Below are 23,994 nucleotides of genomic sequence, written 5' to 3' on the forward strand. Positions count from 1 at the left end.
TTTATAAACAATAAAGGCGCAAAAAGCTACGCTGCTTTTTTAACATTTCAAAATTTTTAGGGTAAAAGTTTATTTATGGAAATCGCAATTGTAATCCCGTATTCACTTGAGAGTGATGGACTTGTTCTATGGGGACAAGTGAGAAAGGAAGATGGCCCTCTTGATGGTATGATCGAATTCCCTGGTGGGAAGATTGAATCAGGTGAAGGCGTTGAGCAGGCAGCACGTCGTGAGTTTAAAGAAGAAGTAGGCCATGAATTAAATAAAATTAGTCTCTTTACTCAGCTTAAGCACGACTATTCAGATCGAAGCGTCTTTTTATATGTCTATGTTACTGAATATACAAAAGAAATGAGTCTGATCAGTCAAAAGATACCTTTTGAAAACGCTCAAAATGATGTAGAAAACCTTAATATTCCAGCAGCAAATAAAATCATTATCATGCGCTTAGTTGAGCATTTTTTACGAGAGAGTAATTTGAATGAGTAATACGTTTGAAATGGCAAAGTACTTCTTCCTGGCCCTGGGGTTTGGAGTTTTTACTTTCGCACCAGTGGCAAATTCTAAAATGACAGGAGGAGGTTTTCAAAAGCTTCTATCAACAACTTGTCTTGTGAGTTTATTCATGGCCGCCATCGCTCATATTGTAACTGGAAATAGTGCCACTGACCTTGAAGCGATCCTTCTCTATATCAGTACGATTTGTATTCTTTTCCATCATCAACTTCACAATCACTATGACGAAAAGAATACGGCGCTTTGGATTCTATATGCGATTCCAACCCTTATTGGTTTTTATGCGCTTTATCTTTTTCAAGATAAGAACTTAACTAATTACTTATATATTGGTTCATCCGTTTATTACTTAGGTGCAATTACGTATGCAATGATTCTTGGTCACTGGTACTTAGTGACGCCAAAATTATCAGAGGTTCCATTAAAAAAGGCCACTCTTGTTACGTGGGCATTACTTGTCGTTAAGCTTATTTGGTCTAGCTTTGAGCACATGAAGCTTGGGCCGTATCTGGCCGCAGGAACTGAGCTTGGTGGCGGGTACGCTTTTAATTGGTTAATGGTTATTATGCGAGATATTTGGGGATACCTTGTTATTCTTGGAATGAGTATCTTTGGATGGAAGCTTGTTAGTATGAGAAGTATTCAAAGTGCAACTGGGATCTTCTATGCCATGACAATTTTTGTCTTTATTGGTGAAATGATTGCGATTTATTTATTTTATACATATGGGTTACTACTATGATGGAAATTACTTTAACTTGTGAAGAATGTGGTTCAGCTGTTTCTTTTCACCCTAATAAAGAGGTGAGTGAAGTTGAGTGTCAAATTTGTCATACCAAAGCTCCTGTGAAAATGAATGAAGAGCACGAGAAGGGTATCCTTCGCGATTGCCCGTGTTGTGAAAGAAAAGATTTTTACAAACAAAAAGACTTTAACCGAAAGATCGGTGTTATGCTTTTTGTTGTTGCTGCCTTGGCGACTCTTTATATGGCAACAACTCAATATGCTCCTTATTCTGTTGCTCCTTTTATTATTTTGTATGTATTTGATTTTGCGTTATTCAAGAGGCTTCCTCCGGTAGTCATTTGTTATAAGTGTCATACAATCTTTAGAAAGGTTAGTAATATCAATGAGATATATGATTTCAACCATGAAATGAATGATCGTATTGTTTACTCAGATCATGACTTTAAAGGCGAACAACTCGATCATCACTAGGGTTTGTCTTTCAAATCCTTGAAATTTGTTGGTTTATGATGTATTGAATCATATCAGAAATACTGATAAAATATTTATATCAAAACGAAGGGGTAACTCAATAGAGAGTCTTACCCGTAACAAGGAAACTCCTTATAGAACCTCCGCTTTATTGTTGTTACTTCTTTATAAACCTCTCAACAAAATTTAATAAACAAGGACAAGGCAATGACTGATGTAAGCAGCCTTGAGATTGTCCTATTGTTAATTTGCTTTATCGGCTCGGGATTTTTCTCAGGTTCAGAAGCTGTCCTACTTTCGATTCCTCACGATCGTGCTAGCCAACTAATTCAGGAAGGTGGTGCAAAGGGAAGAGCAATTGCTTTTATGATTGATCGCCCAAGTGAGATTTTAACAACTATTCTAGTTGGGAATAACGTCGTCAATATTTTCGCTTCATCTTTAACGACAGTTCTTGCAACACGCTTGTTTGCGGATGATGCAATTGGGATTGCTGTTGGGGCGACAACGTTTGTTATTCTAATCTTTGGTGAGATTATTCCTAAGACATTTGCGCGAACTCACGCAGAAAGCTTATCTCTTTTTGTTATCCGTGTTCTACAAATTTTCTACTACCTTCTTTACCCTGTTATTAAAATTATGGTTTGGCTTATTCACACAGTTCTTGGTGAGAATGCTCAACTAACGGGAAGAATTGTAACGAAGGATGACCTTGAGTTTATGATTCAAAAAGCAGAGAAAGAAAATACAATCGATCACAAACAAATTGATCTCTTTAACTCGATTCTAGAATTTCCTAAGATTAAAGTTAAAGACATTATGATTCCTCGAAAAGAAATTAAAAGTATTCAAGTTGGTAGCTCATATAAAGAAGTTATTAGTGAGATTGAAGAATCAATTCACTCTCGTTACCCGGTTGTTGATGGTGAAATTGATAATATCGAGGGCTTTCTTCACGTTAAGGAACTTGCATTCTTAAAGAGGGCAGAACGTGATAACTTCACGATGGTAAATCACTTAAGAGATCCATTCTTTGTTTATGAGCATATGAAGATCCAAGCGGTATTCGATCATATGAATCGTAAGAAAGTTCACATGGCCCTTGTAAAAGATGAGAATGGTTTGATCGTTGGTATTATTACTCTTGAAGATATTATTGAAGAAATTCTTGGTGAGATTCAAGATGAGCACGATGATGATATTGATGAGATCACTAAGGACTATCAGGAAAGTGACCTAATTGAAGGTGCGGATATTGATGGTGCGACAAACTTAAGAGACCTTGATCACGATTATGATATTAAGATTCCTCTTAACGATAATTACTCGACTCTCGCAGGTTTCTTACTTGATATGCTTGGAAATAACTTTCCTGAAGCTGGTCAGATCATTATTTGGGAAGGCTATAGCTTTGAGCTTACAGAGGTCTTTGACTACGAAATTAAGCAAGTTAAGATTAAAGATGTTGATGGGGAAAAGCACTTCTTCTCAAAGAAAGAGGCCAAAGAGGCCACTGAAACTTCTGATGATCTGTTAGAAGTTCCTGTTAAATAATCAAATTTAAATAAATTTAGCTAAAGCTCACATAGAGGGAATCTATTAGATTCCCTCTTTCTGATAGACTATACTAAATATGAACTAGTCATGGAGTAGTTATGTCTAATAAATTTCAAATTGCAGTAATTGGTGGTGGCGCGGCCGGTATGATGGCCACACTACGTGGTGTTTTAAATAATGATACAGTTGTTCTTTTTCCTGGTACACCAAGAGACAAGAAGCGCTCTCGTGAGAAGTGGGTTTATAAAGTTGAGAATATGCCTGGGACTCATAAGTACAAGAAAGGAATTGAAGAGCCAAATAAAGAGACTCTTGAGTGGATTCAAGAATCAGAGTTTAAAGATAATCTAACTTTCGTTAAGGGGAAGGGTGTTACCGAAGTCACAAAACAAAGTGATGGAAGTTTTGAATTAATTGATAGTGATGGTGAAAAGTACCAAGCAGAATTCGTTGTTCTCTGTACAGGTATTATGGATGTTCAGCCACACTTTAATGATAGCATTAAACCAATTCTCCCTTTTGCTAACGCTCAAACAGTTGACTACTGTTTAAGATGTGATGGTCACCATGTTTATGACAAGCATACTTCAATTATTGGTCATACTTCAGGTGCCGTTTGGGTTGCTGTTATGCTTAAGGAGCGCTACAACACGCCTTCGATGTCAATTCTGACAAATGGTGAAACTCCACAATTTGATGAAGAGACTCAAAAATTAATCAAAGCCTACAAAATAGAAGTGTTTACTGAGGCCATCGTCGATGTTCTTGGAGAGCGTAAGGATGGGATAATCAAGGGTTACAAGTTTGCCAGTGGTAGAACGCTAGAATCAGCATTTTCTTTTGTTTCGCTTGGAACTATCGTTTATAATGAACTTGCCAAGGCCATTGGAGCAGAAATTGATGGTAGAGGCTATGTTCTTGCTAATGAAAAGGGTGAAACGAATATTGAAAACTTTTATGTAGCAGGTGACTTAAGGGCCAACAAGAAGAAGCAGATTTATACGGCCTGGGATATGGCAGTTGATTCCCTTGATGATATCAATGCCAAAATTAGAAGAAAGAAAAGGGCGGCATTATTAACTTCACTAGGTTTAGCTTAATATTATTAATTGCCCTGGCTACGAGTGTAGTCTGGGCACAAAATAAGACCACTCAATATCGTAGTCTTTATCAATCTAAGCAGGGCTTAACTCAAACTGAAGTTAAGGACCTTTCGAATTTAACTGTTGTTTTTCTTCCTGGAATTTTATCTCAGTCTGCAATCGAAGGATCTGGTCAGCTTGTGAATCTCTCGTATTTTACTGGGGATTACTTTCGTGACTATATGGAACTTCTCGAAGACCATAATATAAAATTCGAAAGAATTATCGTCGAATCAGAAGATCCTGTTAGTAAGAATTCAAAATATATTAAAAGTGAGCTTGATAAGATCAAGGGGCCGTTATTAATTATTAGTCACTCTAAAGGTGGACTCGAGTTCTTAGATGTACTGATTAATAATCCGCAGGTGTCGAAGAGAGTTGTGGGCTGGGTTTCAATGCAGTCTCCTTATCACGGCTCTGTTTTGGCCGATTACTTTATTCAAGGCTCAATTAAGAAAACTGTCATGGGATGGATCTTTAGCGTACTTGGTGGTGATGTGACAGGTATGGAATCGGTTGGAACTCAAATGCGATCCGACTATATGCAGACAAACGCTACTAAGATTGAAGCGGCACTAGAAAATATTAATCTACTTCAATTTATTACATTCATTAATGAGCAACAGGGCCGAGAAACATCGCTAGAGATTAGCCGAAATTATATTTATAAGAGAGTCGGTAGAAATGATGGGATGGTAGATCTTCAGTCTTCTCTACTAAAACCATATCGTCACGTGGTCATCAACGATGTGGATCACCTAACAACTGTTCTTGATCAGAAGAATATGGATTTTCTAAAAGGTGAAAATGAGTCTTGGAATTTTGATCGCAAGCAACACTTTCGCGCAATTATTCAACTTATTTTAGAATCGAAAATTTAATATCACCTGTGACTTTTGCACGACAGGCCAGACGGATATTTCCTTCTGAAACTTCTTTGTGCTCCGGAGCAATGGCCTCAATGGTATTTTCTTCGATAATTCCTGGCTTTTGTAAGTTTTCGGCGCCTTCAATTATTTGTATACGACATGAGCCACATGACCCACTTAGGCATCCGTGGGGAAGAGTTAGTCCTTGATCTTGGATCGCGTCAAAAATTGTCTGACCTTCTTCTATTGTAAATTCAGTTACTTGCTCATCATTTCCAATTAGTGACACTCTGTGCATACAGTTTTCATCCTTGAAAGTTTATTGTTCTTTTCAGCTCTAATAGCACTATTTTAGCATCATTAATTCCTGCGTAAATTCAGGTAATTATTGCAAACTTTCTAAGGAGAAAAAACAATGCCTAGTTTTGAGAGATTATACAAAGACGGACACGAAGAAGTTATCTTTTTTAGTGATCCAAGTTGTAACCTTAAGGCAATCGTAGCGATTCACAACACAGTACTTGGTCCAGCTTTAGGTGGAACGAGAATGTGGCCATATGAATCAGAAGAAGAAGCACTTAACGATGTACTTAGACTTTCGAGAGGTATGACATATAAGAATGCTGTTGCTGGACTAAACCTTGGTGGTGGTAAAGCTGTTATCATCGGTGATCCAGAAAAAGATAAGTCAGAAGCTCTATTCCGTTCATACGGACGTTTCATGGAGTCTCTAAATGGTCGCTACATTACTGCAGAAGACGTAAATATTAGTGTTGATGATATTGAGCACGTATTTACTGAAACTAATAACGTAGCAGGTGTTGCTGAGATCCACGGTGGTTCAGGTAACCCATCTCCATGGACTGCACGTGGTGTTTTCAGAGGTATCGAAGCAGCATGTATGAAGGTTTATGGAAACCGTTCACCAAAAGGTAAAGTAGTAGCACTTCAAGGTGCTGGTTCAGTTGGACGCTACCTAGGTGAGTACCTATATAATGAAGGTGCAGAAGTTTACGTATGTGATATCAATGAAAAGAACCTTGAGCTATTCAAGGAAAAAGTACCAAATGCAAAAGTTGTTGGGATTGACGAAATCTACGACGTTAAGATGGACATCTATGCTCCATGTGCACTTGGTGCAACAATCAATGATGACACAATTGATCGTCTACAGTGTAAAATCGTAGCTGGTGCTGCAAATAACCAACTTGCAGAAAACCGTCACGGTAAAATTCTTAAGGAAAGAGGTGTTCTATACGCTCCAGATTACCTAATCAATGCTGGTGGTGTTATGAACGTTTCGATCGAATTCGAAGGTTGGTCAGAAGATAAAGCAATTAGAATGGTTGATTCAATCTATGATACAACTCTAGAGGTTTTCAATATTTCTGAAGAACAAGATATTCCTGTTTACCAAGCAACAGATATCCTTGCTGAATCTAGAATTGAGTCAATCAAGAATATCCAAGGGAAATTCCTAGGACATGTTGGTCACCGTTTTCCTGGACGTAAAAAAAGATAGTCTAAAATCAGACATTTTTGATAGATAAGGGCCCGTTTTTACGGGCCTTTTTTGTACCTGGAGGCACTTTGTGCCATGAGTTAAATTCAGTAGCTTCTTAAGGTAAAATTAGCTTGTGAAGAAGTTGATTTTATTTTGCCTATTAATTCACTCAAGTATTTTTGCGATACAATTTGAGGATGCAGTTTTTCCAGAACTCATTACGTCTTCACGTGCCTTGGCCATGGGAAATGCCTTTATTGGTAAAGTAGATGATGCTTCGGCTGCATTCTATAATCCGGCCGGACTTGGTACTTATCGCGGTCGCCACTTTCATCTTTCAAATTTTCATTTCGAAACCAATAAGGGATGGATGGAAACTCTCTTTGGAGGTGATGTCACTGGTAATGCAGGTGACTTATTCGAGGCACTCTCTCTTGAAGGGGCCAGAAAATTACTTGATCAAAATAGGGGAACAGTTGCCCACAGTCGTTTCCAAATGATGCCAAATTTTGCAACGAGATATTTCACAATTGGCTATATGTACTCAGTACAACAAAGAGCTTTCATTGGTGACCAGGTAGGGGATCAATTTGAATACGCTCAAAGAACTGATACTGGCCCATATGCTGCCTTTAATCTTTCTCTCTTTGGAGGAATCTTTAAATTTGGTGTTTCAGCAACATATTTATTTCGTAAGGAAGCGATCGGTGAGGCTGATCCAAGCACGGCCTTAGCACTTGCTGATGAGGATTATAATCGCGGAAGAATGCTATATGTAACCTCAGGAATGAGGATTACACTTCCTTATGCTTTTATTCCAACTCTTGCAATTGTAAGTCATAATTCAACTGGTGGTAGCTTTAAGAAGTTGGCCGGTGCAGGTGCTCCTGAGAAAATTAAGCAAAGCTACGATCTAGGACTCTCAATTACACCTCAACTTGGTAGAACGGTGCGCGTTCACCTAGAATTAGATTACAAAGACTTCTTAAATGCCCATACGGATGTGGACTTCAAACGAAAGCTTGGACTTGGTCTCGAGTTTGATCTACGTCGAATATTCTTCTTTAGACTGGGCTATGGAGATGGCTTTGGTTCTGGGGGAATTGGGATTCGTACTCGAAAAATGGAATTTGATCTCTCAACTTACGCTGTTGATACAACAGATTCTGACTTTAGAGGTGAAGAAGATCGTCGCTATGTTCTAGGAATTTCCAGTGGCTTCTAGCCAAACCCTTCTAAATACCTGAAATCCGTCAAATATTATTTTAAAATTTAATGCACAGCATGTGCACCTTTTGCACTAAAATTGGTAAGCTAGCTCCACTTAAAAAGGGGCGTTAAATGCTTGATAAAACTGCAAAAGGATCAAATGTGGGTTCTACCAACTTAGATAAGAAAAAAGAGATCATTAAAAAATATAATCTTTCAAAAGAGGATCTTGTTTGGATGCTTCGTAACGTTTTCGTTTCAAGAAAACTTGATGATGCTGAGATCACAATGAAGAAGCAATCAACTGCATTCTTCCAAATTTCTGGTGCAGGACACGAAGGTGTTTTATCTGCTCTTGCAAAAGTTCTTAAACCAGCTCACGATTGGTTTATTCCATACTACCGTGACAGAGCACTATGTACTGGTCTTGGTGTAACTCCATATGAAATGCTTTGCCAAGCAAATGGTAATATCGGAGATACTGCAACTCACGGACGTCAGATGCCAGCTCACTGGGGTAACGTAAAACTAAATATCGTTCAGAAATCATCATGTACAGGAACTCAATTCCTTCAAGCATGTGGTGTCGCTGAAGCAGGCCTTGCTCTAAAAGAACTTAAAGAAAAACATAAGTTTGATACTTCTAAATTCTTAGTTGAAGACGCAGAAGTTGTTTATACTTCATGTGGTGATGGAACAATTGCCCAAGGTGAGTTCTGGGAAGGACTTACAACTGCTTGTGCAAATAAGCTTCCAGTTCTATTTCACGTTGAAGATAATGGTTATGCTATTTCTACAATTACTTCAATGCAAACTCCTGGTGGTTCAATTTCAAAAGCACTAGATGAATTCCCGGGTCTAAAAATTATTGAATGTGATGGTAATTGCCCAATTGAATCATATAAAGCAGCTGAAAAAGCAGCGAAGCATATTAGAGAAGGTAAGGGGCCAGTTCTTCTTCACTCTCATGTAACTCGTCCATACTCTCACTCTCTTTCTGATGATCAATCAATGTATCGTACGAAAGATGAGTTAGCGCAGGAAAAACAAGTTGATGTATTTAACTCTTACCCAAAAACTCTTATCGCACTAGGTGTGATGACTGAGAAAGAAGTTAACGATCTTCTTGAAGAGGTTTCAATTGAAGTAAGACGTGCAATGAAGGAAGCGGTTGATACTGAATGGCCTGCTCCTGAAACAGCACTAGATCACCTATACTCACATGATGTTGATCCAACTTCTTCAGACTTTGAAACTCAAGGGACTTTCGAAGGTAAAGACGATGTACCAATGGCATCAGCAATTAACGCTGTTCTTCGTTCTGAGTTCTCTAAGAACCCACTTCTTAGAATGTTTGGTGAAGACGTTGCAGACTTCTCTGATCTTGAAAGACTTAATAACCCAGATCTAAAAGGAAAGGGTGGTGTATTCAAGGTATCTTCAGGTGTTCAAAGAGCATCTCTAGAAGGACAAGTATTTAACTCACCACTAGCTGAAGCTAATATCATCGGTCGTGCAATCGGTATGGCAATGAGAGGGCTTAAGCCAGTTGTTGAGATCCAATTCTTTGACTATATCTGGACTGCATATATGCAACTTAAGAATGAGATGGCGACGACTCGCTACCGTTCTGGTGGAGACTTCAAGTGTCCAATGGTTGTTCGTGTTCCAATCGGTGGATACCTAAGAGGTGGATCGATTTATCACTCACAATGTGGAGAGTCTCTATTTACTCACGTTCCAGGTATCAGAGTTGTCTTCCCATCAAATGCTGCAGACGCCGCTGGTCTTCTAAGAACAGCAATCAGATCAGACGATCCAGTTATGTTCCTAGAGCACAAGCACCTTTACTACCAAGGTTATAACCGTACAGCAGATCCAGGTGAAGAATATATGATTCCATTTGGAAAAGCTCGTATTGCAAAACAAGGTGCTGATGCTACTGTTGTTGCTTGGGGAGCACTTGTTCAAAAATCAATCGATGCTGCTAAGAAAATTGAAGCAGAAACAGGTAAGACTGTTGAAGTAATCGATCTTCGTACTCTTGCACCATTTGATATGGACGCAATTAAGAAGTCACTTGAGAAAACAAATCGTCTTCTTATTTGTCACGAAGAAACTAAGACTTCAGGTTTTGCTGGTGAGATCGCAGCATGTGTTAACGAAGAATGCTTTGAGGCCCTTGATGCTCCAATCCTTCGTGTAGCTGCAAAAGATTCACACGTTGCTTACTGTCCAACTTCAGAAGATTATATTCTTCCACAAGTTTCAGACGTATACGAACAACTTAACAAACTTTTAAATTACTAATACCAAGGCCAGCTCTTATGATTGAATACCTAAATGATAAGGGCTGGCTTAAATATCTAAAAGCTGAATTCCAAAAAGATTATATGATTTCTCTATCTGAATTTCTTGATTCAGAAGAGGAAGTCATCTATCCAAGGCCTGAAGAGTTCTTTGCAGCCTTGAATCTTACTCCACTAGAGAATGTGAAGGTTGTTATTCTTGGACAAGACCCTTATCACGGAGAAGGGCAGGCCCACGGCCTAAGTTTTTCTGTGAAAAAAGGTGTGAAAATCCCACCTTCTCTTAGAAATATCTATAAAGAGCTAAATGAAGACCTTGGGCTAGATATTCCTGAACATGGATATTTAGAAGAATGGGCAAAGCAAGGGGTTCTTCTCTTAAATAATTGTCTAACTGTTCGTAAGGCACAGGCCGGCTCTCATCACAAAAAGGGATGGGAGAAGTTTACGGCAAAGATTATTGATATCATCAATGAGCACTGTGAAAATGTTGTCTTTATTCTTTGGGGTGGCCCTGCTCAAAAGAAGGGAAAAAATATTGATGAGTCAAAACACTTAGTGATTAAGTCTCCTCACCCTTCTCCACTTTCGTCGTATCGTGGCTTCTTTGGTTCAAAACCTTTTTCACAAGCGAATGCCTATCTCACTGAGCATAATCGTGAAGCTATCTCTTGGCAGATCACTAACTAGACCAACTGTTATTAGTGCTAAGGCATGTTTCCTTGTTTTTTGTGAATAAATAATCACACCAATTAAAATTAGAAAATTCACATGAATAAAGCCTAGCGCTTGCGCGATATCATAGCTTAATTCTATTAAAGCTGTATAAGCTGAAATAAACCATTGAGCGTAGTTAAAGTATTCAATAAAGAATAGATTGAAGAATAGGATGGGATAGATGAGAGTGAAGAAACTTGTCAGTAGTGGCGAGAGAATAATCGTTGCTGGATAAATGATCCCCGTAAATTTGTGTGCAATAAAAAGCTGAGCAACAAAGAAGAGAAGATACATCTTATAGATTCGATATTCTTTAATTGAAAAAATTAGGCCAAGAAATAGAGTGCTCAAATAAAATGATAGGGGTGAGTAGCGATAAGTACCAAAGAAGAAATCTGTAACTAGAAAGAAGAGAAATACTTGCATCTTAGAGTAATTAGTCTCTCTTATTTTGTTTAAAATAAAAAAACTTCGAATGAGGGCCACTCGTCTAAATGAATAATAACCTGGGAGAAAGAAGTAAAAGCCTAAGCATAGAGTGAGCTCAACTAGGTTGGAAAATCTTGGATATCTTCTTCTTAAGAAATAGAAAATAAGAAAGAGTGAGCTTAAATGTAGCCCAGATGGAGTCATTAGGTGAAGAAGGTTTAAGTGAGCAAGTTTTCTTTTAAGCTCTTTATCGAGTCCCCATTTTTGTCCGGTTAAAACTGAACGATAGAAATAGAATTCATGTTTTTTAACAAAGCTTGTCTTGGTTTTCATAGGTAGCTTTAGTTTTGGTGGACGTGAATGTTGCCTATTGTCATTCCCTTGAAAAAGGGGATTAATGAGTAAAAAAGCTAGAAGAAAGATAATATTGAAACGCATTGCAGCTTTATAAGTCAAATTTGAGTAATTAACAGGATTTTTGAAGGTTTCGGGAGTTTTTTTTCTCATTTGAAAATGGTAGAAAAAGCATCTAAACGGAGTAATTGCGAAATGAATTTATTGGTAAATAAAGCACTACAGGATTCGATTGAAACTTATTTTAAAGAAGATGATTTAAGTCGTAACCTGAACTATATTCAGTCTCTTCCAAATGATGAGGTTCACTGTAAGTTAAAGATTAAAGATGACATGATTCTGTGTGGCCTGCCATACTTTATTGAATCTTTTAATTACCTAGGTGCGAACTTAAATTACGAAGACTTTAAGAAATATGAAGGCCAAAAATACACTAAAGATGAAATGGCCGAAATTGAATTTAAACTTCCTTTTTCAATTGCGCTTACAGGTGAGCGTATTGCTCTTAACTTAATTCAAAGAGCATCATCAATTGCAACATATACTAATAAATTTGCAACACTTGCTCTGGATAGCGGAGTCAAAATTCTTGATACAAGAAAGACTCTTCCAGGTTATCGTGCTCTTGAAAAATATGCTGTTGTCACAGGTGGAGGAAATAACCACCGCTTTGGTCAAAGTGATATGTGGATGGTTAAAGATAATCACAAGTCATTTTTTGGTGGTGTAAAAGAAGCAATTGATTTCTTTAAGTCAAAGAACTCTTTCTACACGCCAATTGAGGTTGAAATTCACGATCTTAATGAATTACAAATTGCACTAGGTGAAGGTGTAAGACATATTATGCTTGATAACTTTTCTCCAGAGGAAATTAAGGAAGCGGTAAAACAGAAGCCAAAAGGTGTTACTTTTGAAGTTTCAGGCGGAGTTCGTTTAAATACATTAGAGAGCTACTTAATAGAAGGTGTCGATGCCATTAGCATTGGGGCCCTTACTTATGATGCTCCAGCAGTGGACTTATCACTAAAGTACGCAAGAGGGTAAACAGTTGAATAGTTACGACTTTGATGTTCTTATTTTAGGTTGTGGAATTGCTGGGCTTGCCACTGCAGCAAAGCTTGCAGAGAGCAATTTTAAAGTAGGGATTGTTACAAGAGCGAAAGATCCTCAGGTTTCAAATACATATTGGGCCCAAGGTGGGATTATCTATCCAAATGCAAGTGATGATGCCCTCGGAAAGGATATTCAAGTTGCTTCTTCAAATACTTCTAATCCTCAAGCGATTGAAACACTAAAAAACTTTGGAAAAATAGCAATTGATGAACTCTTATTGGAGAAAGCGAATGCTAATTTTGAAAGAGATGAGAATAACTCATTAAAATATACAAAGGAAGCGGCTCACTCAATTGAGCGAATTCTCTATCGTGGTGATTACACAGGTAAGGAAATTCAAATCAGTCTTTTAAATTTACTTAAGGACCAAAAGCGCTATCCAACAGTTCACTTCCTTGAAGCACATACGGCCATTGATTTAATCACAGCTTCTCACCATGGAATTTCAATTTCTCAGCGTTACGAAGAAAGAAAAATCCTTGGAGCTTATCTTTTAAATCAAGAAAAGGGTAATGTTGTTAAGGCGATGGCCAAGAAGACAGTACTGGCCACTGGTGGAGTCGGTGCACTTTATCTTCACCATTCAAACTCTGGAGCAAGTCGTGGTGATGGTATTGCCATGGCAAAGAGAGCAGGTGCCGACATCATTGATATGGAATTTATTCAATTTCACCCAACGACTTTCTATGATTCATCTTCACATGGACGTTTTCTAGTATCTGAAGCAGTTAGAGGTGAAGGCGGAATTCTCGTTAACTGTAATGGCGAAAGATTTATGAGCAAGTACCATCCAGAGATGGAGCTAGCTCCTCGTGATGTAGTGGCCCGCTCAATAATGGAAGAAACTATTGAGACAAGACACGAGTGTGTTTATCTCGATATTTCACATAAAGATGGAGAGTGGATTAAAGAGCGCTTTCCAACGATCTATAAGCACTGTCTAGAGCACGGTATCGATATGACTAAGGAACCAATTCCTGTTGTACCTGCCGCTCATTATACTTGTGGTGGAGTTAAGATTGATATGAAGGGACAAACTTCAATCAAGAATCTCTACGCTGTCGGTGAGGTTTCTTGTTCTGGACTTCATGGAGCAAACCGACTTGCTTCAACTTCGTTGCTTGAAGGCTTAACTTGGGGCTATCTTGCGGCCATTGATATTTCTAAGACTGTAGGAGAGGAGAATCTTTACTCTCATCTGCAAATTAAGAATTGGCAAGAAGAGTACGCTTCAATTGATAAGGCCCTTGTTCAACAGGATTGGATGACTTTAAAGCTTACAATGTGGAATTATGTTGGTCTTTCAAGAACGACAAATCGACTTAAGCGAGCGCTTGCAATGTTTAATGAAATCAATGACGAGGTTTCTCGTTTCTATCGCAGTTGCAAACTTGATGACAGCTTAATTGGTTTAAGAAATGCCATTGAAGTTTCAACAATGATCGTTAAGTCATCGATGAGAAATAAAGAATCCATTGGTTGCTTTTATCGTAAGATGTAAAAAAGAAGGCCAACACCTTTGAGAGAGAGTTGGCCCGAGAGCAAGTATCAGTTGCGAGATTTCCTGCTTATCTACATCCAGTAGAACAAGACTAGGTATGATATATCGTCTCTAAAAAAGATTTGTATCTGGCCGTATTATCCTTGAGACTAGTGATGTAAACACGATTGCCAGGCGTCTTTAAAATTTCAATTTAAGCTGCAGATTTAATAAAGTTGAGTAAGCTCGTTCCCCATTGGTTGGGTGAAGCAACAAGAGCGGCTTCAAAACTTAGAACTTCTTCAACTTCTTCCTTAATTTCTTCGATATCTTGAGTTTCTTCAAAGATATCAAATTTATTCTGGTCACCATCTTTGATAACCTTATAGACTTCAAGATCCAGTTCACAATCTTCAATGATTGAATTCTTTAAAGTGGAATACTTCCATGTATTCCCAATGATCTTGCATCCATCAAAATTGCAACCTTCAATATGTGAAAATTCGAAGTTGCAATTTTCAAACGTACAGTTGATAAATTTACACTCTCTCATTTTTGATCCAAAAAAAATGCAAGACTTGAAGTTAACAGCGATAAAAGTGGTTTGAGAGAAGAGAGAACCAGATATGGTTAAGTTACTTAAATCACTTGATTTTACTAGCTCTTTTTCAATTACTTCATACTGTCCATTTGTGAAGTCAGATAATGTCTCAGTCATAATGAAGTTTGTTAAAGTGGCCATGTGATCCCCCCAAGCCTTGCTTAATTTGTGGATTAGTTCATCCACACTTGAATCATAACCATTCTTGACTAGTTGCGTCAAGCAATAAAATTGCATCAAGAAATAAAAATTAAAACCGATAATGATATTAGGGACTTTTGGGGCATAAAATTTCAGGCCGCAATTGCACCTTAATGAAATATCAACAAGTTATAGGTATTTCAATTTGCAAGGAGAAGTATATGTCTGAATTTAACAAAGAGAAATTAGACGATTATTTAGGAATTATTAGAAAGTACATGCAGGTTAGGGGTCCGATGACTCAAAAAGACCTTGCTGAGTCAACAGGACTTGGGGTTTCGACGGTCTCTCGCTTTCTTTCGATGAAGACAACTGAGATTAACCCTCAGGTAGTTGCTAAAATTACTGCTGAATTGGATATTCCACTTCATGAAATGATCGATTTTGTCGAAGAGCACTTCACTGATCACTTTATAAGACTTGTTAAATTCTATAAAGGTGATGAAAAGAAAGAGCAGCCAGCACAGCAGGCACGGCCACAACAACAAACTTCCACATCTGGTGGGTTTGAGGATGCTCTTGTTGACACGATTAAAAGTGGCACAACTGGAAATGCTCAAGTTAATGCTAATCCAACAATGAAGATTGGTGGAAAGACACGAACAATGCCATTTGTTACTGATACGAGTAACGAAGATGTTTTAAAAGAGCGTATGGCCCAACTGACACCAAGACAAAAGGCTTACGTTGCTGACTTTTTAAGTCTTGATATCGACGCTAGAGATTTAATCGTTGATCTTGGAAATGACTTATTTAGATATTTTAGACAAAGGGGAATGATTGCTTAATGCACTTTAAAAAGGCACTCCTTGCATTCTTAATTTCATCTGCGGTAGTTGCACTTCCGCAAACGGTGGAATTTGTCTTTTTATCTGCAGCACCTAAGCAAACTCTTTTGGAACAAATTCTTTATAAAAATATTTCTCGTAAAATTGCACAAAATGATGATCACTGTGTAGAAATGGGTGATGGATGCTTTGATCCTCAAACAGGTTATATGGTAGGTAAGTCTGGACAAGATTATGTTGATCAAGAATATGGAACCCCTGATAAGGAAGTTGCCGTCGAGAATACAATTGATTCAGATATGATTCGCTGTACTGGTGCATACTTTGATATTTTCTGTGGCAAGTCCAAGAAAGTTGAAAAGAAAAAAGCACCTAAGTATGAAATTTGGATTGATACAAGTGCATCTCTTCGAAATTCTGACTGGTCAAAAAGTGGTGAGACTTGTTATCGCAGAAGTTTTGTCAGTCGCTTATCTTACGGCTGTCCAGTTACAATCAAAGCCTTTGACTCTTCTATCAGAGAAATAAAGAATGACCTCTATCTGTGCCAAACAAAGGGTGGAAATAACACGAAGAAGATCATTCGTTGGGTGAAAAACTCAGATGCGAAGCATTTATTTGTCCTCACAGATATTGATGAGGCCAAGGGTGAGCTAATGGATTTTCTGAGCAATATTGGTGCTAAGATACATGGCGTCGGAAGTAAGGGATTTTATCCAGAAGATCTATTGAAATTAGCAGATAAACTAAAAGCATCTTGTCAAAAATAGTAGAAATCGCTACAAATAATCATGTTTAAAAAACTTCTAAAATGGTCGAAAGATACTTATACAGAGCTTCCTTGGCGAAGAAATAGAACTGTCTACAAGACACTTGTTTCAGAAATTATGTTGCAACAAACAACTGTAGGTACAGTTCAAAATCACTTTGAAAGATTTCTTTCAATCTATCCAGATATTGAGACATTGGCCTCTTCAACTGAAGAAGAGATTTGTGTTGCATGGAAAGGTCTTGGCTACTATCGACGTGCTCGAAATCTTAGAAAGGCAGCAATTGATATTGTCGAAAACTTCAACGGCAAGATTCCGACGAAGTACGAAGACCTGATCTCTATTACGGGAATTGGAGAGTACACGGCCAATGCTATTTTAAGTATTGGACAAAATAAGAGCGCGCTTTCAATTGATGCCAATATTGAAAGAGTCGTTAGCCGTATTTATGGCCTTAAGGGTGCAAAAGGACCTAAGCTTCAAAAGTTAATAAAGAAAAAATTTGAAGAAGGAGAGTTTCCTGAAATTGCAAAGTGCAAGGGGCGCGATATTAATGAGGCCCTAATGGATCTTGGCCGTATTTATTGTCAGGCACGTAGTGCAAATTGCGTGGGATGCCCTGTTTATAAGGACTGTGTTGCTGGAAATTCAAAAAATGCTCTTGAGTATCCGGAGATTCCTGTTAAGAAAATAGCTAAAACTTATGAACTCGATCTGCTTAGAGTTATCGTTAAAGAAAAGGACTCAATACTTGGTTATCGAAAAGCCGATGATGAGTGGCTATCTGGTCAAATTGAATGCCCGACTTTCATCTTAAGTAGTGAAGATAAGAAGCTTAAGCAATATCCTGAGCTTGACTCAGAGTTATCTTATAAGAAGTTGAAAAAATATAAAACAGCTATCACAAAGTATAAGATCACAAATTATATTCTTGAGATTTCACATGCTGAATTTAAAAAGAGTTACACTGGTAGCTTTAGAAAGTTTAAGCTCAATGAAAAATTGAATATCTCAACGGCGACAAGTAAGGCACTTGCTAAGATCTAATGAAAGTAAATTGTTTCACGGCCATTAAAGATATTCTTCTAAATGATGGGATTGGCCTTCCTTATGATCGTGTTTATGAGCTCTTTGATGCAATAGAAAATACAACTCCTGTTAAGCATCGCCTAAGTGAGTTATTAGTTGGTGACTTAATACTATGGCGTAAAAATACTATTCCTAATAGTGGAGATACTGGTCATATTGCTATCATACGTGAAATTCTAACTGATGGTTGGATACGTGTTTATGATTATTCTAAGCAACCTCACTCAAATGAGAGTTGTGTTCGCCCTGGACTAGGAGAGGGTGAGATGAAGTTGATTTTAGATGGTGATGAAATTTTAGGTTTTATTTGGTCTAAGGAAATTAAGAAAACCAAGATGACAAAAATCCTGGGGATTTCTCCCCAAGACTTAAAAATATTATTCTAATTCTTTAATAAAGAAAGTGTAGATATCAGCATACTCTTTGAATGCTTCAAAGCGTCCTGAAGCACCAGCGTGTCCCGCATCCATATTTGTCCAAAGAAGTTTAACTCGAGAATCTGTTGCATAGTCGCGAAGTTTATAAGTCCACTTCATTGGTTCCCAATAAGTAACACGAGGATCATTTAGACCTGCAATTGCAAGAACTGCTGGGTATTCTCTCTCTTGTATATTTGAATACGGGCAATATGATTTAATGTATTCAAAATATTCTTTATCGTTTGGGTTCCCCCATTCTTCATACTCAAGTTGAGTTAGAGGAAGGCCGTCATCAAGCATTGTGTTTAGAACATCAACGAATGGAACATCTGCACAAGCGGCTCCAATTAGATTTTCCGTATCGAGGTTGATTGTTGCACCAACAAGCATACCACCGGCACTTCCACCCATAATTCCAATCTTACCTTTAGCAGTATAGCCTTCTTTGATAAGGTATTTGACACAAGCATAGAAGTCTTTAAATGTATTTTGCTTCTTTAAAAATTTTCCGTTCTCATACCATGAACGTCCCATTGTCGAACTTCCACGGATGTGACCAATAGCATAGACAAAGCCACGATCAAGAAGTGAGATATTATTACGGTTAAACCATGGGTGAATTGAAATCGAATAAGATCCATAACCATAAAGAAGACACTTATTTGGATCTCCAACTTTTGTTGTCTTTGCTCTAATGATTGTCATTGGAACGAGCACTCCATCATGAGATGGAATAAATTTTCTTTCAACGACATATTTATGTTGGTCAAAACCAGGAACTTCTACTTGGTGAACTTGCTTTGATTCTCCTGTTTCTACATTGTAGTCAAATGTCGTACTTGGCGTAGTAGGAGAACTATAGTTATAACGATAGATCTTTGTATTAAAATTTGCATTATTTCCTCCACCTACATGATAGGCGTCTTCAGGAAATGTAATTTCTTTCTTTTTACCATCTTTTAAAATTAAAAAGTGGTTAAGCCCTTTTTCGCGGAAGCTTACAACTTTAAAATCTTTAAATACATTTAAATTTGTAATGTATCTTTCACTGCAACCTTCAACCTCAACCGTCGCTGAAGCATAATCAGGTTTTGCAATAGGAGTTCTGAGGATAGAGAAGTTTTCACTAAATTTATTTGTTAGAACTAAGAAATCATCACCATCTGACTCTACTGTGTACTCAATCTTGTCTTCTTTTGGGAAAATTTCAATTGGATTCAAATCACTAGCATCAGCTTTAATAAATGAAATTGAATTATTTGCTGATCCACCAGCATTAATAAGTAAGTACCTGTGGTCCATTGTTTCTTCGACCGTTAGAAAATACTCGCCAGACTCTTCAGTATAAATAACTTTATCAAATGAGTTTGTCATATCAGTGACGTGAACTTTGAATGGACGCATATTTTCATCCATTTCAATATAGGCATAGTGTTTCGAATCATTAAACCAAACTGGGCCACTGTTAATTTTCTTTGGTCCCTCTAGGATGATTTCATTTGTTGATAAGTCTTTAATATATAGATCATAAAGCTCATCGCCGTTATCATCGATTGTATAGATTAAATAGCGATGACATGGCGAAATTTCAAATGCACCAACATCAAGAAAGTCGCGTCCTTTTGCTAACTCATTCTCATCAAGGCAGACCTGTCTTTCATCTGAACCAACGTGGCGACGAAAGTGGATTGGATAGTCTTTACCTTCTTCATACCTTTCAAAATACTCATACTCATCATGAGGGTATGGACATGTTTCATAAGTTTGAAGCTCTCGAGATTTAAGCTCTTCAAAAATTGAATTCTTTAATTCTTCAGAATCACTTAGATAGCTTTTAAAGAGCTCATTTTCTTCATTGAGAAATTTCATCACGTCGTTATCTTCTTCACGATTTCTCATCCAGAAATAGTCATCAGTTAAAATCTGATCGTGAATTTTTGTCTCGTGTGGGATTTTCTTTGGTTGAGGGTATTTCATCTTGTCCTCCTGAATTGAATGAATAATGTGCCGCGAGAGCGGCACATATAAAAAGAAGAGTTAAGGTATAAGCCGGGTCCTGTATTGGACTATCATTCGTCTAGGCCAGCAGTTACCCACTGGCTCGAGCGCTTAACCCGTCAACAAGGGCTGGCTACCCCATGAGTCGACCTATTCAAGCTTGCACCGCCTAGAGTTTACCTGTTTTCACTACAGCAGGTGAGACGAATCTCTCACTGATTGGCCGGCCGAAGCTACCCCAATCGAGTTCAAACCCCTGTACTTCCTTTCTGTTGCACTTGTCCTAGTCTCACGACCGACGGGCGTTACCCGCTAAGCTGCCATATGGTGCCCGGACTTTCCTCCCGTCTATTACACCGAAGCATAATAAACCAGCGATAGTCTCCTTAACTCTTTGCAGATTTATGCCCTATGTCACGCTGAATGTCAAAGGTTTACACACTAGCTAGTCATGCTTTAATTGAGTATGCTAAAACTTTTTTTAATTATATTCGTATAAGTTACATAGCCAATCGCCATGGAGAATTGATGAAATATATATTATTGGCCCTTGTGTCATTTTCAGCAAGTGCAAATCTAAAGAATTATGTTCGTGAATATTTAAAAGATTCAACAGAAGTTAAAGAAGCGAGTTACAATTTTGAGCTTTCTAAACTAACTCTTGAACTTGAATCTGGAGATAAGAGGCCTTGGACATTAGGTATTCTTGCTCAACATGATGATGTTGGCCTTATTTCAAATCCAAATAATCCAAACTTAGTAAATACATACAAGGCATTCAACTCTGGTGTGGAATTATCTAAGGAAAATGTCTGGGGTGGTAAGTTTTCGATCACAGGATCTTATATTGATTTTAGTGGTGGAACTGAATACGAGGGATATAACCAAGAGGTTTCATATACTCAGGATCTAGGAAAGAACTTCTTTGGTCGCAATGACGATGCTGACATTGAGATTGCTGAAAAGAATGTCTATTCATCTAAGTATGCTTTTGATGCTGAAGTTTCTCAAAATGTTCTTGAGTTTATCGAAACATATTATAACTACAAAAAAACAAAGACCCTTATTCAGCTAAAAGATGAAGCGATGAAGCGAGCTGAAAAAAGACTTAAGTTTGTTCAAAAGCAAGTAAGAGATGGCCTTAAGGAAAGAGTTGATCTCTACTCTGCTCAAGCGTCTGTTAACTCTGTTGGTGAAGAGCATGCAGAACTAGAGTCTCAGCTTGAAACTTACAAGAAATCTTTAGAAAGTAAGCTAGAAAGATCTCACTCATTTAATGATATCGATTTATATAAAATTGAAAAAATTAAAATGGAAACAATCACCGATGGAGAAATCGACTCCAATCTTACTATTCAGGCATTAAGTAAGAAACTTGAGGCGTTAAATACAGCTATCGAAAAGTATGACAACTCAGTATTCCCAACGATTGAATTGAGTGGTGCTTACAAGACAAATAGTTATACAGTTGCGGGAAGTGGAAATGTCTTTAGTGATGGAACATTCGGTTCTGATAATGATGCGACTGAAGTTGGTCTACAGATTGTAATCCCACTTGGTATGACAGTTGAAAAGAATAATTTAAAAGAAGCAAGAATTAATAAGCTTAATACTGAATATCAGCATCGCCTAGCAAAGATAAGAACTAAGAATCAATTAGATGCTCTTAAAAATACAATTCGTCTAATTGATAAGACAATTGATCTTGTTCTTAAAAGACATAAGTTAGCGACTCTTTCAGTTGCGGAGTATAACAAGTTATACTCTCGTGGCCGTGCCGACTTTGATAATGTGATTTCAGCAGAAGAAAGACTTATTAGTACAGAGAATAAGTTTGTTGAGTACATTAGTCGCAGACAAAAACTATACTTCAGCTTACTTGATATTTACGGAAAGCTTGGTAACCACTTTCAATAAAAAATTAAAGTGTTCGTAGGGTGCTTGGGAGAATTAATCTTCCACACCCTCGGCATAGAATTAAATCATTCCCTTTGTTGAATTCACTACATTCACCAGCAGAATATGTTAGACGACAACTTCCACAGCTATTTCCTTGGAGAAATGTAGCGGCAGTGTGGTTGTGCTTTACCTTTGCCTTTAGATAAAGCTGCTTGGCCTGAAGACCTACTTCGTCTAGAAGACCGGCAATTTGATTTTCGATATCACTAATTTTTGAGTCGTTGGCCGATTTAATCCCTGCAACCTCTTCATTGATTTCAGAGATTGTTTCATTGACTCCCTTAACAAATTCTTTAGCTTCAGAAATCGTCGTCTCTGTCTCCTCTGCTTTTTCAAGAAGTTCTAAAATTGTATCTTGTTTATTGTTGGACTCTTCTTCAAGTGAGGAAATCGTTTTTTGAATGGCCTCTTCTTGTTGGCCGCTCGTAACAGAATTCAAATTCTGATTAGCTTGTTCGAGCTTCTTATCCGTGTCGAAGAGTTCTTTCTCAAGAGAACTTAAATTCGCTTTAGTTTCAGTTAGTTGTTGATTAAGTTGATCGATTAACTCAGTCTTGTTGCTAAGTTGTTTGTTTAGAAAATCGATTCGCTTCAACTCTTCGTCTGTTGCGCTCTCTAGGCCCTCAATGACCTTTTCTAAATCCATGACATCTTTTAGATATTTTAAGTTTTCCATTTGTAATTAATAACATATTTACCTAGCAGTCGCGATTGGAATATTTGTTTATTTAAGGTGATAATAGGTAGATAGGAGTTATAATGCGCGGAAGTATATTCGGAAAAATGTTTTCAATGACTACCTTTGGTGAGTCACATGGCCCTGCCCTTGGGGTTGTTTTAGATGGTGTCCCTAGTGGACTTGATTTTAATTTAGATGACCTACAGGCAATGCTAGATAAGAGGGCCCCTGGACGTTCTAAGGGAGTAACAGCAAGAAAAGAGCCTGATCAAGCCGAAGTTCTTTCTGGCGTTTTTGAAGGTAAAACATTGGGAACTCCTATCGCAGTTATTATTCGCAATACTAATCAACGAAGTAAAGATTACGATAAATTAAAAGATAATTATCGCCCTGGACACGCTGATCGCACTTATGACCTAAAGTACGGTATTCGAGATCATCGTGGTGGAGGACGCAGTAGTGGACGTGAAACGGTTTCGCGAGTTGTTGCCGGCTACTTTGCGAGTTTGGTTCTTCCTAAAGTAAAAGTTAATACTTTTATTTCTAAGCTTGGGCCGTTTGAATGTGAAAATATAATTAAGAGTTTTCCACAAAACCTTGGAACATATAACTTTGGTGATCCATCAAAAGATAGTGAAATTGAAAAGTATCTCATTGATCTTAAGGCCAAAGGTGACTCAGTTGGTGGGAGAATTTCTGTTAATATAGAAAACTGTCCGGTTGGTTTAGGTGAGCCTGCCTTTGATAAATTAAAAGCAGATCTCGCAAAGGCCGTTTTATCTATTGGGGCATGTGTTGCATTTTCTTTTGGTGCAGGTTCAAAGATGGCCGATATGAGTGGACAAGAGGTAAGTGCAGATAGTGCTAACTTTGGTGGCATCGAAGGCGGTATTAGTAATGGTGAGATGATTAATCTTGATCTAACTTTCAAACCAACTTCAACAGTTGGAGCCAATGCAAAAGAAGGCCGTCATGATCCATGTATCTTACCTAGGGCCGTTGTTGTCGTAGAGTCAATGGTTAGGGTAGTATTGGCGGATCACTTTCTAAGACAGAAGGCATACGAGGTATAA

General features: G+C 37.8%; 23 protein-coding genes and 1 other RNA gene. 18 read left to right on the plus strand and 6 right to left on the minus strand.

Annotated features, from left to right (window positions below; all coding sequences use genetic code 11):
* Positions 1-75: 75 nt before the first annotated feature.
* From ACRXC1_RS00975 to ACRXC1_RS01000, 6 genes are all read left to right on the plus strand, one after another.
* On the plus strand, positions 76-489 hold the full coding sequence (locus ACRXC1_RS00975) for an NUDIX domain-containing protein (RefSeq protein ID WP_392909751.1): 414 nt from the start codon (positions 76-78) through the stop codon (positions 487-489).
* A complete protein-coding gene (locus ACRXC1_RS00980; RefSeq protein WP_392909753.1) occupies positions 482-1,258 on the plus strand; it encodes a hypothetical protein in 777 nt (258 codons plus the stop codon). The genes ACRXC1_RS00975 and ACRXC1_RS00980 overlap by 8 nt, the downstream gene beginning before the upstream one ends.
* On the plus strand, positions 1,255-1,734 hold the full coding sequence (locus tag ACRXC1_RS00985) for a hypothetical protein (protein WP_392909755.1): 480 nt from the start codon (positions 1,255-1,257) through the stop codon (positions 1,732-1,734). Before ACRXC1_RS00980 ends, ACRXC1_RS00985 begins: the two co-directional genes overlap by 4 nt.
* A gap of 207 nt (positions 1,735-1,941) precedes the next feature.
* Positions 1,942-3,288 carry a hemolysin family protein gene (locus ACRXC1_RS00990; RefSeq protein WP_433655790.1) on the plus strand — a complete coding sequence of 449 codons (1,347 nt, stop codon included), beginning with the start codon at positions 1,942-1,944 and terminating at the stop codon, positions 3,286-3,288.
* A gap of 101 nt (positions 3,289-3,389) precedes the next feature.
* Positions 3,390-4,391, plus strand: a complete 1,002-nt coding sequence (locus ACRXC1_RS00995) for an NAD(P)/FAD-dependent oxidoreductase (RefSeq protein ID WP_392909758.1) — start codon at positions 3,390-3,392, stop codon at positions 4,389-4,391.
* A 182-nt stretch (positions 4,392-4,573) separates the two neighbouring features.
* A complete protein-coding gene (locus ACRXC1_RS01000) occupies positions 4,574-5,314 on the plus strand; it encodes a hypothetical protein (RefSeq protein WP_392909760.1) in 741 nt (246 codons plus the stop codon).
* Here the strand turns inward: ACRXC1_RS01000 and ACRXC1_RS01005 are convergent.
* The gene (locus ACRXC1_RS01005; protein WP_392909761.1) at positions 5,292-5,600 is read right to left on the minus strand and encodes a 2Fe-2S iron-sulfur cluster-binding protein; all 309 of its coding nucleotides are present in this window, start codon (positions 5,598-5,600) and stop codon (positions 5,292-5,294) included. The two genes, ACRXC1_RS01000 and ACRXC1_RS01005, sit on opposite strands and share 23 nt — an antisense overlap.
* Before the next feature lie 117 nt (positions 5,601-5,717).
* Between ACRXC1_RS01005 and ACRXC1_RS01010 the strand changes: the two genes are divergently transcribed.
* From ACRXC1_RS01010 to ung, 4 genes are all read left to right on the plus strand, one after another.
* On the plus strand, positions 5,718-6,824 hold the full coding sequence (locus ACRXC1_RS01010) for a Glu/Leu/Phe/Val dehydrogenase dimerization domain-containing protein (RefSeq protein WP_021265862.1): 1,107 nt from the start codon (positions 5,718-5,720) through the stop codon (positions 6,822-6,824).
* Positions 6,825-6,939: 115 nt separating this feature from the next.
* The gene (locus ACRXC1_RS01015) at positions 6,940-8,031 is read left to right on the plus strand and encodes a hypothetical protein (RefSeq protein ID WP_433655793.1); all 1,092 of its coding nucleotides are present in this window, start codon (positions 6,940-6,942) and stop codon (positions 8,029-8,031) included.
* Between the two features lie 116 nt (positions 8,032-8,147).
* Positions 8,148-10,325 (plus strand): alpha-ketoacid dehydrogenase subunit alpha/beta, encoded by a 2,178-nt coding sequence (locus ACRXC1_RS01020; RefSeq protein WP_392909765.1) that lies wholly within the window; start codon positions 8,148-8,150, stop codon positions 10,323-10,325.
* A 17-nt stretch (positions 10,326-10,342) separates the two neighbouring features.
* Positions 10,343-11,014: a uracil-DNA glycosylase gene (gene ung, locus ACRXC1_RS01025; RefSeq protein ID WP_433655795.1), complete on the plus strand. Its 672-nt coding sequence runs from the start codon at positions 10,343-10,345 to the stop codon at positions 11,012-11,014.
* On the opposite strand, the gene ACRXC1_RS01030 is transcribed toward ung, so the two are convergent.
* Complete coding sequence (locus ACRXC1_RS01030; protein WP_433655797.1) at positions 10,949-11,977, minus strand: ComEC/Rec2 family competence protein; 1,029 nt, start codon at positions 11,975-11,977, stop codon at positions 10,949-10,951. The two genes, ung and ACRXC1_RS01030, sit on opposite strands and share 66 nt — an antisense overlap.
* A 42-nt stretch (positions 11,978-12,019) precedes the next feature.
* Here ACRXC1_RS01030 and nadC point away from each other — a divergent pair, with 42 nt between their 5' ends.
* Both nadC and nadB read left to right on the plus strand, forming a co-directional pair.
* Positions 12,020-12,868, plus strand: a complete 849-nt coding sequence (gene nadC / locus ACRXC1_RS01035) for a carboxylating nicotinate-nucleotide diphosphorylase (RefSeq protein WP_392909771.1) — start codon at positions 12,020-12,022, stop codon at positions 12,866-12,868.
* A 4-nt stretch (positions 12,869-12,872) separates the two neighbouring features.
* A complete protein-coding gene (gene nadB / locus ACRXC1_RS01040) occupies positions 12,873-14,438 on the plus strand; it encodes an L-aspartate oxidase (protein WP_433655799.1) in 1,566 nt (521 codons plus the stop codon).
* Between the two features lie 193 nt (positions 14,439-14,631).
* On the opposite strand, the gene ACRXC1_RS01045 is transcribed toward nadB, so the two are convergent.
* Entirely contained in the window at positions 14,632-15,159 is a 528-nt protein-coding gene (locus ACRXC1_RS01045) for a pentapeptide repeat-containing protein (protein ID WP_433655801.1), read from the minus strand.
* A gap of 221 nt (positions 15,160-15,380) precedes the next feature.
* On the opposite strand from ACRXC1_RS01045, the gene ACRXC1_RS01050 reads away from it, so the two are divergent.
* From ACRXC1_RS01050 to ACRXC1_RS01065, 4 genes are read left to right on the plus strand one after another with little or no spacing between them, the layout of a single operon-like run.
* A complete protein-coding gene (locus ACRXC1_RS01050; RefSeq protein WP_433655803.1) occupies positions 15,381-16,007 on the plus strand; it encodes a helix-turn-helix domain-containing protein in 627 nt (208 codons plus the stop codon).
* Positions 16,007-16,777, plus strand: a complete 771-nt coding sequence (locus ACRXC1_RS01055; RefSeq protein ID WP_433655805.1) for a hypothetical protein — start codon at positions 16,007-16,009, stop codon at positions 16,775-16,777. The genes ACRXC1_RS01050 and ACRXC1_RS01055 overlap by 1 nt, the downstream gene beginning before the upstream one ends.
* Before the next feature lie 21 nt (positions 16,778-16,798).
* Positions 16,799-17,824, plus strand: a complete 1,026-nt coding sequence (locus ACRXC1_RS01060; protein WP_433655807.1) for a hypothetical protein — start codon at positions 16,799-16,801, stop codon at positions 17,822-17,824.
* Positions 17,824-18,252, plus strand: a complete 429-nt coding sequence (locus tag ACRXC1_RS01065) for a hypothetical protein (protein WP_433655809.1) — start codon at positions 17,824-17,826, stop codon at positions 18,250-18,252. Before ACRXC1_RS01060 ends, ACRXC1_RS01065 begins: the two co-directional genes overlap by 1 nt.
* On the opposite strand, the gene ACRXC1_RS01070 is transcribed toward ACRXC1_RS01065, so the two are convergent.
* Positions 18,244-20,262 carry a S9 family peptidase gene (locus ACRXC1_RS01070; protein WP_433655811.1) on the minus strand — a complete coding sequence of 673 codons (2,019 nt, stop codon included), beginning with the start codon at positions 20,260-20,262 and terminating at the stop codon, positions 18,244-18,246. The two genes, ACRXC1_RS01065 and ACRXC1_RS01070, sit on opposite strands and share 9 nt — an antisense overlap.
* A gap of 52 nt (positions 20,263-20,314) precedes the next feature.
* Positions 20,315-20,677, minus strand: an RNA gene (gene rnpB, locus ACRXC1_RS01075) — RNase P RNA component class A.
* Positions 20,678-20,811: 134 nt separating this feature from the next.
* Here rnpB and ACRXC1_RS01080 point away from each other — a divergent pair.
* Positions 20,812-22,200 carry a TolC family protein gene (locus tag ACRXC1_RS01080; RefSeq protein WP_392909787.1) on the plus strand — a complete coding sequence of 463 codons (1,389 nt, stop codon included), beginning with the start codon at positions 20,812-20,814 and terminating at the stop codon, positions 22,198-22,200.
* A 4-nt stretch (positions 22,201-22,204) separates the two neighbouring features.
* On the opposite strand, the gene ACRXC1_RS01085 is transcribed toward ACRXC1_RS01080, so the two are convergent.
* Positions 22,205-22,918, minus strand: a complete 714-nt coding sequence (locus ACRXC1_RS01085) for a zinc ribbon domain-containing protein (RefSeq protein ID WP_433655813.1) — start codon at positions 22,916-22,918, stop codon at positions 22,205-22,207.
* Positions 22,919-23,001: 83 nt separating this feature from the next.
* On the opposite strand from ACRXC1_RS01085, the gene aroC reads away from it, so the two are divergent.
* Positions 23,002-23,994, plus strand: a complete 993-nt coding sequence (gene aroC, locus ACRXC1_RS01090; RefSeq protein WP_433655815.1) for a chorismate synthase — start codon at positions 23,002-23,004, stop codon at positions 23,992-23,994.

Source organism: Halobacteriovorax sp. GFR8, from assembly GCF_050955245.1.
Taxonomy (GTDB): domain Bacteria; phylum Bdellovibrionota; class Bacteriovoracia; order Bacteriovoracales; family Bacteriovoracaceae; genus Halobacteriovorax_A.

Bases quoted from the DNA above. Each gene is read 5' to 3' on its own strand.
- ACRXC1_RS00975 (WP_392909751.1), top strand. From the start codon at position 76: ATGGAAATCGCAATTGTAATCCCGTATTCACTTGAGAGTGATGGACTT.
- ACRXC1_RS00980 (WP_392909753.1), top strand. From the start codon at position 482: ATGAGTAATACGTTTGAAATGGCAAAGTACTTCTTCCTGGCCCTGGGG.
- ACRXC1_RS00985 (WP_392909755.1), top strand. From the start codon at position 1,255: ATGATGGAAATTACTTTAACTTGTGAAGAATGTGGTTCAGCTGTTTCT.
- ACRXC1_RS00990 (WP_433655790.1), top strand. From the start codon at position 1,942: ATGACTGATGTAAGCAGCCTTGAGATTGTCCTATTGTTAATTTGCTTT.
- ACRXC1_RS00995 (WP_392909758.1), top strand. From the start codon at position 3,390: ATGTCTAATAAATTTCAAATTGCAGTAATTGGTGGTGGCGCGGCCGGT.
- ACRXC1_RS01005 (WP_392909761.1), bottom strand. From the start codon at position 5,600: ATGCACAGAGTGTCACTAATTGGAAATGATGAGCAAGTAACTGAATTT.
- ACRXC1_RS01010 (WP_021265862.1), top strand. From the start codon at position 5,718: ATGCCTAGTTTTGAGAGATTATACAAAGACGGACACGAAGAAGTTATC.
- ACRXC1_RS01020 (WP_392909765.1), top strand. From the start codon at position 8,148: ATGCTTGATAAAACTGCAAAAGGATCAAATGTGGGTTCTACCAACTTA.
- ung (WP_433655795.1), top strand. From the start codon at position 10,343: ATGATTGAATACCTAAATGATAAGGGCTGGCTTAAATATCTAAAAGCT.
- ACRXC1_RS01030 (WP_433655797.1), bottom strand. From the start codon at position 11,977: ATGAGAAAAAAAACTCCCGAAACCTTCAAAAATCCTGTTAATTACTCA.
- nadC (WP_392909771.1), top strand. From the start codon at position 12,020: ATGAATTTATTGGTAAATAAAGCACTACAGGATTCGATTGAAACTTAT.
- ACRXC1_RS01045 (WP_433655801.1), bottom strand. From the start codon at position 15,159: ATGGCCACTTTAACAAACTTCATTATGACTGAGACATTATCTGACTTC.
- ACRXC1_RS01050 (WP_433655803.1), top strand. From the start codon at position 15,381: ATGTCTGAATTTAACAAAGAGAAATTAGACGATTATTTAGGAATTATT.
- ACRXC1_RS01055 (WP_433655805.1), top strand. From the start codon at position 16,007: ATGCACTTTAAAAAGGCACTCCTTGCATTCTTAATTTCATCTGCGGTA.
- ACRXC1_RS01060 (WP_433655807.1), top strand. From the start codon at position 16,799: ATGTTTAAAAAACTTCTAAAATGGTCGAAAGATACTTATACAGAGCTT.
- ACRXC1_RS01065 (WP_433655809.1), top strand. From the start codon at position 17,824: ATGAAAGTAAATTGTTTCACGGCCATTAAAGATATTCTTCTAAATGAT.
- ACRXC1_RS01070 (WP_433655811.1), bottom strand. From the start codon at position 20,262: ATGAAATACCCTCAACCAAAGAAAATCCCACACGAGACAAAAATTCAC.
- ACRXC1_RS01080 (WP_392909787.1), top strand. From the start codon at position 20,812: ATGAAATATATATTATTGGCCCTTGTGTCATTTTCAGCAAGTGCAAAT.
- ACRXC1_RS01085 (WP_433655813.1), bottom strand. From the start codon at position 22,918: ATGGAAAACTTAAAATATCTAAAAGATGTCATGGATTTAGAAAAGGTC.
- aroC (WP_433655815.1), top strand. From the start codon at position 23,002: ATGCGCGGAAGTATATTCGGAAAAATGTTTTCAATGACTACCTTTGGT.